Source organism: Glycomyces buryatensis (assembly GCF_004912275.1).
Taxonomy (GTDB): Bacteria; Actinomycetota; Actinomycetes; order Mycobacteriales; family Micromonosporaceae; genus Glycomyces; species Glycomyces buryatensis.
Map to the genome: position 1 here is coordinate 66498 of NZ_STGY01000046.1, position 7470 is coordinate 73967.

Consider the following 7470-nt stretch of genomic DNA (forward strand, 5'->3'; position numbering starts at 1 on the left):
CGCCGCAGCAGGGGCAACTGGGCCAGCAGCAGCCGTACGGGTCGGCCCCGGTGCCGCAGCAGCAGCCGTATCAGGGTGGTTCCGCGCCGGTCCCTCCTCAGGCAGCTCAGGCCCCGCAGGTGTACCCGCCGCAGCAGGCCCAATACCAGCAGCATCCGCAGCAGCAGATGCCCGCGCCGCACCCGCAGGGTCAGCCCGGACCGCCGCCGCCGATGCCGCCGGCCTCGGGTTCGGCCTCGGTGCGCCCACCGATGCAGCCGCCTGTGCCTTCTGCCGCAACCCAGGCTCCGCACCAGCCGCCGATGCCGCCGCAGGCCTCCGGTTCGGCCTCGGTCGGGCAGTTCTCGGTGCCGTCGTCGCAGTCGCTCCCGCCGGTGGCGCCGCCCGCGATGCCGTCCGCACCGCCGATGCCGCTGTCGCCGCCCGCGCCGCCGCCGGCGCCGCCCTCACCGCCCGCCGCGAGCGCCGCCTTCAGCGTTCCCTCCGCCGATTCGGCCTTCAGCGTGCCCTCGGCCGAGCCGAGCTTCGCCGCGGCGCCGGTCCCGGTCCCGGTGCAGGTGGCCGAGCCGACGCCGCCGGCCCCCGAGCCCGAACCGGTGCCGGAACCGGCGGTCATCGAGCCCGAACCCGCACCCGAGCCTGCGGCCGCCGCACCGGCTCCCGCCGCCACCCCGACTCCGGTCGAGGTCGTCGCGGACGACGACAGTCCGATGTGGGACGACGACTCCGATCCCGAAGAACTCGATGACGACGTCGAACTCTCCGATGAGGACGAGTCGGCGCTGGCCGGTCTCGGCGACGACGTCCCCGGCGAGTCCCTGCCGCCCGCCCCGCCTTCGGCGTCGACCGAACCGGAGGAGGCGGAGGTCGCAGCGTCGACCACGTCTTCGGAGAACTCAGTGTCGGAGGGCCCAGGGGAGGCCGCGTCTGCGGTGTCCGAGGCGCCTGAGGCGTCCGCCGAACCCGCTGCGGCCGCTGAGCCGGAGGAGCCGCAGGAGTCCGTTCGGCCTGACTGGCCCGAGGCTCCCGCCGAGCTCGCCGAGTCCGTGGCGACTCCCGCCGAGCCCGTGCCGTCGCAGGCCCCCGCCCCGCCGGAGCTCTCCTTCAATTCGGCGGAAGGGTCCGCGCCCGTTTCCGCCGCGTCCGAATCGGAGCCGCCCACTTCAGGGAGCACGGTCGAACCCGCGCCCGTCGAGGACGCCATGACGGCCGGCGCCGCTGCGCCCGCCGGGCCCGAGCCGATCGAGGAGCCGACGCCGCCGCGCCCGGTCCCGCAGCCCGAACCGGTCCCGAACCCGGAGCCGGCCCCGCCGCGGCCCGAGCCCGAACCGGCTCCAGTGCCGCGGCCCGAACCTGCTCCGGTGCCGCAGCCCGAACCGGTCCCGCATCCCGAGCCGGGCCCGCCGACGTCCGATGCCGTGCCGAGCCCGCCGGTGTCGATGGACTCGCCGTTCTCCGACGCCGCCCCGATCGAGCCCGAACCGGTCGAGCCTGAGCTGGTCGAAGAGCCTGTGACCTCGGCCGTCAAGCCGGAGCCGGAACCCGAGCAGACGCCCGACCCCGAGCCGGCGCCCGCCTTGGCCCCCGTGCCTCAGGCCGACTCGATCCCGGCCAAGAAGATCGTGGACGCGCCCGATATCAGCCTCTTCGCGGAGCCCTCGGCCAAGTCGAACCGGGTCGGCGTGAAGCCGCCGACGTCGTGGCCGCCGTCGGACTCCGACGGTGTCTACCGGTCCGGCCGGGCCAGGGTCAAGAACCATGTCGACCGGGGTGAGCTGCCCGAGCACATTCCGCTGCCGCGCCCGACCGTCTACGGCGCCCCGAAGCCCGCCCAGGACCAGCCCGAATCCTTAACACACGCCTCACGTCCGCCGCCCTAACCGGTGTAACTCACTCCAAAAGGTAGAAACCGCCCCGCCGGGTGCCGTCAGCGGCCATGCTGTTGACGGAATCAGGGGGTGGGGACATGGCCGAACGCCGTGTGAAGGTGACAACTGAGGTCGGCATCCAGGCGAAACCCGCCACGGTCTTCGTGGACACGGCCGCCGAATCGAGCTCCGAGGTCAAGGTCGGCAAGCCCGGCACGGACTCGGTCGACGCCAAGTCGATCCTGCTCGTCCTGGTCCTCGACGTGCGGGCCGGCGACGAAATCGTCCTCACCGGCGACGACGAGGCCGTCCTGGACCGCCTCGCCGCCCTCGTCACCAAGGAGCTCGACCCCGGCGGCGCCGAGGTCGTCGACATCGACGACTAGGCAAACGCCGTATTGGTGTTGCGGCCCGTGCCATCACTGACCATCAGCGATACGACGAGGTTTCTTCCGTCGCGGATATCCAGGTCGTAGAGGTTGTATCCCTGGGATCGGGCGGGGAACGGGTCGTCGTACCCCGAGACCCTCGCCTTGATTCCCAGGCCGTCCGCGAGCGTGTCGTATACGTAGAGGTGCTCGTCGTAGGGGTGGAATTCCACCTTCGCGGCGAGTACGCCGTTCTTGTAAGCCGCAATCTTGACGCCGACTCCGCCGCTGTCCTTTTGGAACACCGTGCCATCCCAGGAGTCGGAGATGGTGCAGGGGTAGCTGCTGCTGGGGCAGTTATCGGTAGGAACTGCCTTGACGGTGAAGGTGTACGTGGCGGCGGCCACCGGGTCCGCCGCCGCCGGGGCCGCGAACATCAGCCCCGCCAGGAGGGCGGGAACGATGGCCGCCAGGACCATTCTCTTGATGGACATGAAAGGTGCCTTCTTCCGGTCGATGGAACTTTCCTGAACCGTAGAAGCGCAGCACACGGATTCTGCACGGATTCTGCACGGGCTACGGAGCCACTGCGGGCGGGGGATAACTCACAATCCCCGGACTCCGCAGCGGAGGTGGGCACCGCGCCCGACCGGATACGGTCGAGTTTGTGAACATCGAACGGCGTCCCAGGGTCGGCCACATCGCGTTCCTCAACTGCCTGCCCATCTACTGGGGCCTGGTCCGATCGGGCGCGCTGCTCGACGTCGACCTCCACCGCGCCCCGCCGGACGAGCTCGGCAACCGCCTCGTTGCCGGGGATCTCGACCTGGGGCCGATCAGCCTGGTCGAATACCTCCGCCACGCCGATGACCTCCTGCTCATCCCCGACATCGCCGTGGCCGCCGACGGCCCGGTCCTGAGCGTCAACCTCGTCTCCAAGACCCCGCTCGCAGACCTCCCGGCCTCCCCGAAGATCGCCCTCACCTCCTCCTCGCGCACCGGAGTCCTGCTGGGGCGCATGATCCTCGAACAGCGGTACGGCCGCACCCCCGAATACGCGACCTCCGGGACCGACATGGACTCGGCCCTCGCCGACGCCGACGCCGCCGTCCTCATCGGCGACGAGGCCCTGCGCGCCTACCACGAGCCGCGCGGCAACCACGTCCTCGACCTCGCCGCCGAATGGCGCGACTGGACCGGCCTGCCGATGGTCTTCGCCGTGTGGGCCGTGCGCCGCGACTACGCCGAGTCCCACCCCGGCCTCGTCAAGGACGTCCACGTCGCCTTCTGCGACTCGGTGCGCCGCTGCCGCGAGGAGATCGACGACGTCGTCGCCTCGGCCGCCCGCTGGGAGCCGTTCGAGCCCGAGGCGCTCGCCGAATACTTCAACCGGCTCCAGTTCACATTGAGTGAACGGCATCTCGCCGGACTGCGGGAATTCGCCACCCGCGCGGCCGGTTATACGGAGGTGGTCCCCTTGCCCAAAGATGGACCAGAATTCTTCCCCGCAGGAGAGGGCATGATCGCAGGAGAGGGACAGGAATGAGCGTCGAGCTGAAGCCGAAGCAGCGGCCCCGCCCCGCGTGGCGCAAACTCACCGTCGAACGGGTCCGCCCGCTCACCGGCGACGCCGTCGAGGTCACCCTCGCCGTCCCCGACACCCTCCGCCCGGTCTTCGACTTCAAACCCGGCCAGCACATCACCTTCCAGCGCGTCGAGCCCGACGGCTCCGAGGTGCGCCGCTCCTACTCCCTCGCCTCCACGCCGCGCGAACTCGCCGAGCGCGGCACGCTGCGTCTCGGCATCAAATCCATCCCCGAGGGCACCTTCTCCGGCTACGCCAACCGGCAGCTCCAGCCCGGAGACGTCCTCGAAGTGCTCCCGCCGCTCGGCGTGTTCTGCGCCGACGTCAGCCCCGATCGCCACTACGCGTCCGTCGTCGCCGGCTCGGGCATCACCCCGATCCTGTCGATCACCACGGCCGCGCTCGAAGCGGGCGCGACGGTGACCCTGCTGTACTCCAACCGCACCGAGGCCTCCACGATGTTCGCCCCGGAACTGCGCGAACTCGAAGCGCTGCACGGCGAGCGGCTGCGGCTGCACCACGTCCGGACCCGCTCCGAAGGCGAGAGCGACCTGCTGACCGGGCGCCTGACCCCGGAGAAGCTCCACGAAGTGCTGGGCGCGCTCGTGGACCCGCACGAGATCGATGAATGGTTCCTCTGCGGCCCCTACGAAATGGTCCTCGGCATCAAGGAAGTCCTCGAAGAGACCGGCGACGTCGAAATCCACACCGAGCTGTACTACGTCGACTAGCGAGACCGACCGCTCACCCCGTGCCCGGGAGGGTGCCTCCCAACCGGTTCGGGGGATACGCTTCGGGGCATGGCCGAGATTGACGATGTCCTCGCCCGCGCCGCCGACGGCGGCCGCATCAGCGCCGAGGAAGCAGAGCTGCTCTACACCGAAGCGCCCTTCCACACGCTCGCCGAGGCCGCCGACATATCGCGGCGCCGCATCATCGGCGACAACATCGTCACCTACATCATCGACCGCAATATCAACTACACCAACGTGTGCGTCACGGCCTGCAAGTTCTGCGCCTTCTACCGCGCCCCCAAGCACGAAGAGGGCTGGGACCACTCCATGGAGGAGATCCTGCGCCGCTGCGGCGAGGCCGTCGAACTCGGCGCCACGCAGGTCATGCTCCAGGGCGGCCACCACCCCGAATTCGGCGTCGAGTACTACGAAGCACTGTTCTCCGCCGTCAAGCGCGACTACCCCGACCTGGTGATCCACTCGATCGGCCCGTCCGAGATCGCCCACATGTCGAAGGTCTCCAGCGTCGGCATCGACGAGTCCATCGCCCGCATCAAGGCCGCCGGACTCGACTCGATCGCCGGAGCCGGCGCCGAGATGCTCCCCGAGCGCCCCCGCAAGGCCCTCGCGCCGCTCAAGGAACCGGGCGAGGTCTGGCTGGAGATCATGGAGCAAGCCCACAACCAGGGACTCGAATCCACCGCGACGATGATGATGGGCACCGGCGAGACCGCCCACGAGCGCATCGAGCACCTCCGCATGATCCGCGACGTCCAGGACCGCACCGGCGGCTTCCGCTCCTTCATCCCCTGGACCTACCAGCCGGAGAACAACCACCTCAAGGGCCGCACCCAGGCCACGGCCATCGAGTACCTGCGCCTGCTGTCGACCGCGCGGCTGTTCTTCCACAATGTCAAGCACCTCCAGTCCTCCTGGCTCACGGTGGGTAAGGCCGCCGGCCAGCTCAGCCTCCACATGGGCGTCGACGACTTCGGCTCGATCATGCTGGAGGAGAACGTCATCTCCTCGGCCGGAGCCCGCAACTCCTCGCGGCTCTCCGAGCTGATCGAACTCATCCGCACGGCCGACCGCATTCCGGCCCAGCGCGACACCCTCTACGAGCGCATGTCGATCCACTGGACGCCCGAAGACGACCCCCAGGACGATCGAGTCCGCTCGCACGTCTCCACCATCGTCAAGGAACTCCAGATCAAACCCGCCTAGCTCGGCCCCGAGGATTCGCCGGCGCGCTCCTCGAACCAGGTGCGCATCCAGTCCTCCAGATGTTCCGATGCCTCGAACGGGTCTTCGGCGTCGGCCGGTACCGGCAACCCGGCCTTGCGCCGCACCCCCGCGTCCGAGTCTGCCGCGCCGTCGAACACCAGGAAGAGGTCGGTGTCCCAGACATACTCGAAATCCTCGTAGTCGTCGGTCTCGGTGAGGACCGTCGTGACCTCATGGGGGAGCTCGTACAGCGCCAGGACGGCCCCGGGAACGGCCGGGTCGGGGACCGTCGCCTCCGGTTCCAGCTTGAGCTCGGCGATCAGCCAGTCCCAGCCGAGCCGATTGATCACGATCCGCTGCTCGTGGGTTCCGAGGTCGTAGTCCCCGAGCAGTTGGTCGAGCCGCCACTCGTCGCGCATCACGGCCCTGAGCGACGCCGGCTCGCCGTGGTGGGCATAGAGACTCCATCCGTCCGGGTACTCGAGCGCCGGACCGTCGACCCGATGCGGCCTGCCTCCGCGGTCGGTGTGGATGAACGAGGGCCGATCGGTCAGGATCGCCGCGTTCTCGAAGGGCCACCACAGTCCCGTCTCGGCCGCGACCGCCCGGATCCCGTCCGCGAATCCGGACTGATCGGCGGCGGCGCAGCGTGCGAAGAACTCCAATGGCGCGTACTGGTCGGCACCGAGGCCTCCCGTCACCGCGTGCCGCAGCAGGTCGATCGCCTCATCGTGGACGTCGTCGGAGAACTGATCCAAGAACTGGTCGCCGATCGTTTCCACGTTCTGCGACAGCCAATGCAGGTTCGGCTCAGTCTCGGATCCGGCCGCGGGCGCCGGTTCGGCGGTGTCGAGTTGTTCGCCGATGCGGCGCAGCGAGTCACGGTGCAGATGCCCTTGCGCCTGGTCTTCCTTGAAGTCGTCGACCCGGTCGGCATCGATGACGATCGCCGCCAGTCCCTCGCGGACCCGTTGCAGCGAAGGCGACTTCGCCAGCTTCATTCCGGTTCTCCGTGCCGAAGGATCGAGCGACGATCTCGCCGTCGAGCCGGCTTGCGCGACCGCGTCCCGCATCCGCGTTCCGACGTACTCGCCCGCGTTCGAACGCTCGGTGAGCGGCAGGATCCGCAACATCGCCGCGGCGATGTGTCCGCCGAACGGGGAACCGACCCACAGGACCGTTTCCGGTGCGGGCAATCCCGCGTCGGCATAGGCGCGGTCGACGGCCCGCCGCGCCGCATCGGGATCGGCCGGCCCGGTCGCGAGGGCATGCTTCTCCCAGGCCCCCAGTGTCTCCGCAGCCAAGGACTCCAAATCGATTTCGTTCTTCACTGCGCTCCTTGAGATATGCCAGAGTCGTCACCGTACTGTGAGCCGGCTCGCCGACGATCATTGATGGTGTTGTGGCGCCTGGGGAGGCCTGTATTGGGGGTGGGGGCGCTGGCGGGGACCATCATGTACATGGTCGGGCTGCGCAAAAGGCGGCAGCGACGAAGGCGTGGGAGGGGCGGGTGTCCGTTGGCGGGGCCAGGCTTCCGGGGTTCCGCCGAGGGTTCGGGGCGGGTTTCGGGGGTCGGGCGGGCGGCCTGCCCGGCTGAGTGCGGGATGCGAGGAGCGGAGCGGCGGCCGGCGGCAGTTATGGCGAGAGGTGTTGTGCTGCAACCACTCCACGAGGCGGATGTGACCGGCGTC

The 7470-nt window shown here is 69.6% G+C and carries 8 protein-coding genes; 5 read left to right on the plus strand and 3 right to left on the minus strand.

The features are described 5' to 3' along the window. Window positions 1–190: 190 nt before the first annotated feature. Window positions 191–616, minus strand: coding sequence for a hypothetical protein (locus FAB82_RS12330; protein ID WP_136534838.1), 426 nt, complete (start codon window positions 614–616; stop codon window positions 191–193). Between FAB82_RS12330 and FAB82_RS12335 the strand changes: the two genes are divergently transcribed. Further along, window positions 597–1880, plus strand: a complete 1284-nt coding sequence (locus tag FAB82_RS12335; RefSeq protein ID WP_136534839.1) for a hypothetical protein — start codon at window positions 597–599, stop codon at window positions 1878–1880. The two genes, FAB82_RS12330 and FAB82_RS12335, sit on opposite strands and share 20 nt — an antisense overlap. Window positions 1881–1966: 86 nt before the next feature. Beyond that, window positions 1967–2254, plus strand: coding sequence for an HPr family phosphocarrier protein (locus FAB82_RS12340; protein WP_136534840.1), 288 nt, complete (start codon window positions 1967–1969; stop codon window positions 2252–2254). Here the strand turns inward: FAB82_RS12340 and FAB82_RS12345 are convergent. Then, window positions 2251–2730, minus strand: coding sequence for a hypothetical protein (locus FAB82_RS12345; RefSeq protein ID WP_136534841.1), 480 nt, complete (start codon window positions 2728–2730; stop codon window positions 2251–2253). The two genes, FAB82_RS12340 and FAB82_RS12345, sit on opposite strands and share 4 nt — an antisense overlap. Window positions 2731–2903: 173 nt before the next feature. Here FAB82_RS12345 and FAB82_RS12350 point away from each other — a divergent pair, with 173 nt between their 5' ends. The 3 genes from FAB82_RS12350 to mqnC all read left to right on the plus strand — a co-directional run bounded on the left by FAB82_RS12350 (window position 2904) and on the right by mqnC (window position 5779). Next, entirely contained in the window at window positions 2904–3782 is an 879-nt protein-coding gene (locus FAB82_RS12350) for a menaquinone biosynthetic enzyme MqnA/MqnD family protein (protein WP_136534842.1), read from the plus strand. Then, entirely contained in the window at window positions 3779–4552 is a 774-nt protein-coding gene (locus FAB82_RS12355) for an FAD-binding oxidoreductase (protein WP_136534843.1), read from the plus strand. The genes FAB82_RS12350 and FAB82_RS12355 overlap by 4 nt, the downstream gene beginning before the upstream one ends. Window positions 4553–4621: 69 nt before the next feature. Further along, the gene (mqnC, locus tag FAB82_RS12360; protein ID WP_136534844.1) at window positions 4622–5779 is read left to right on the plus strand and encodes a cyclic dehypoxanthinyl futalosine synthase; all 1158 of its coding nucleotides are present in this window, start codon (window positions 4622–4624) and stop codon (window positions 5777–5779) included. Here mqnC and FAB82_RS12365 read toward each other — a convergent pair. After that, the gene (locus FAB82_RS12365; RefSeq protein WP_136534845.1) at window positions 5776–7110 is read right to left on the minus strand and encodes a DUF6745 domain-containing protein; all 1335 of its coding nucleotides are present in this window, start codon (window positions 7108–7110) and stop codon (window positions 5776–5778) included. The genes mqnC and FAB82_RS12365 overlap by 4 nt on opposite strands. Window positions 7111–7470 lie beyond the last annotated feature (360 nt).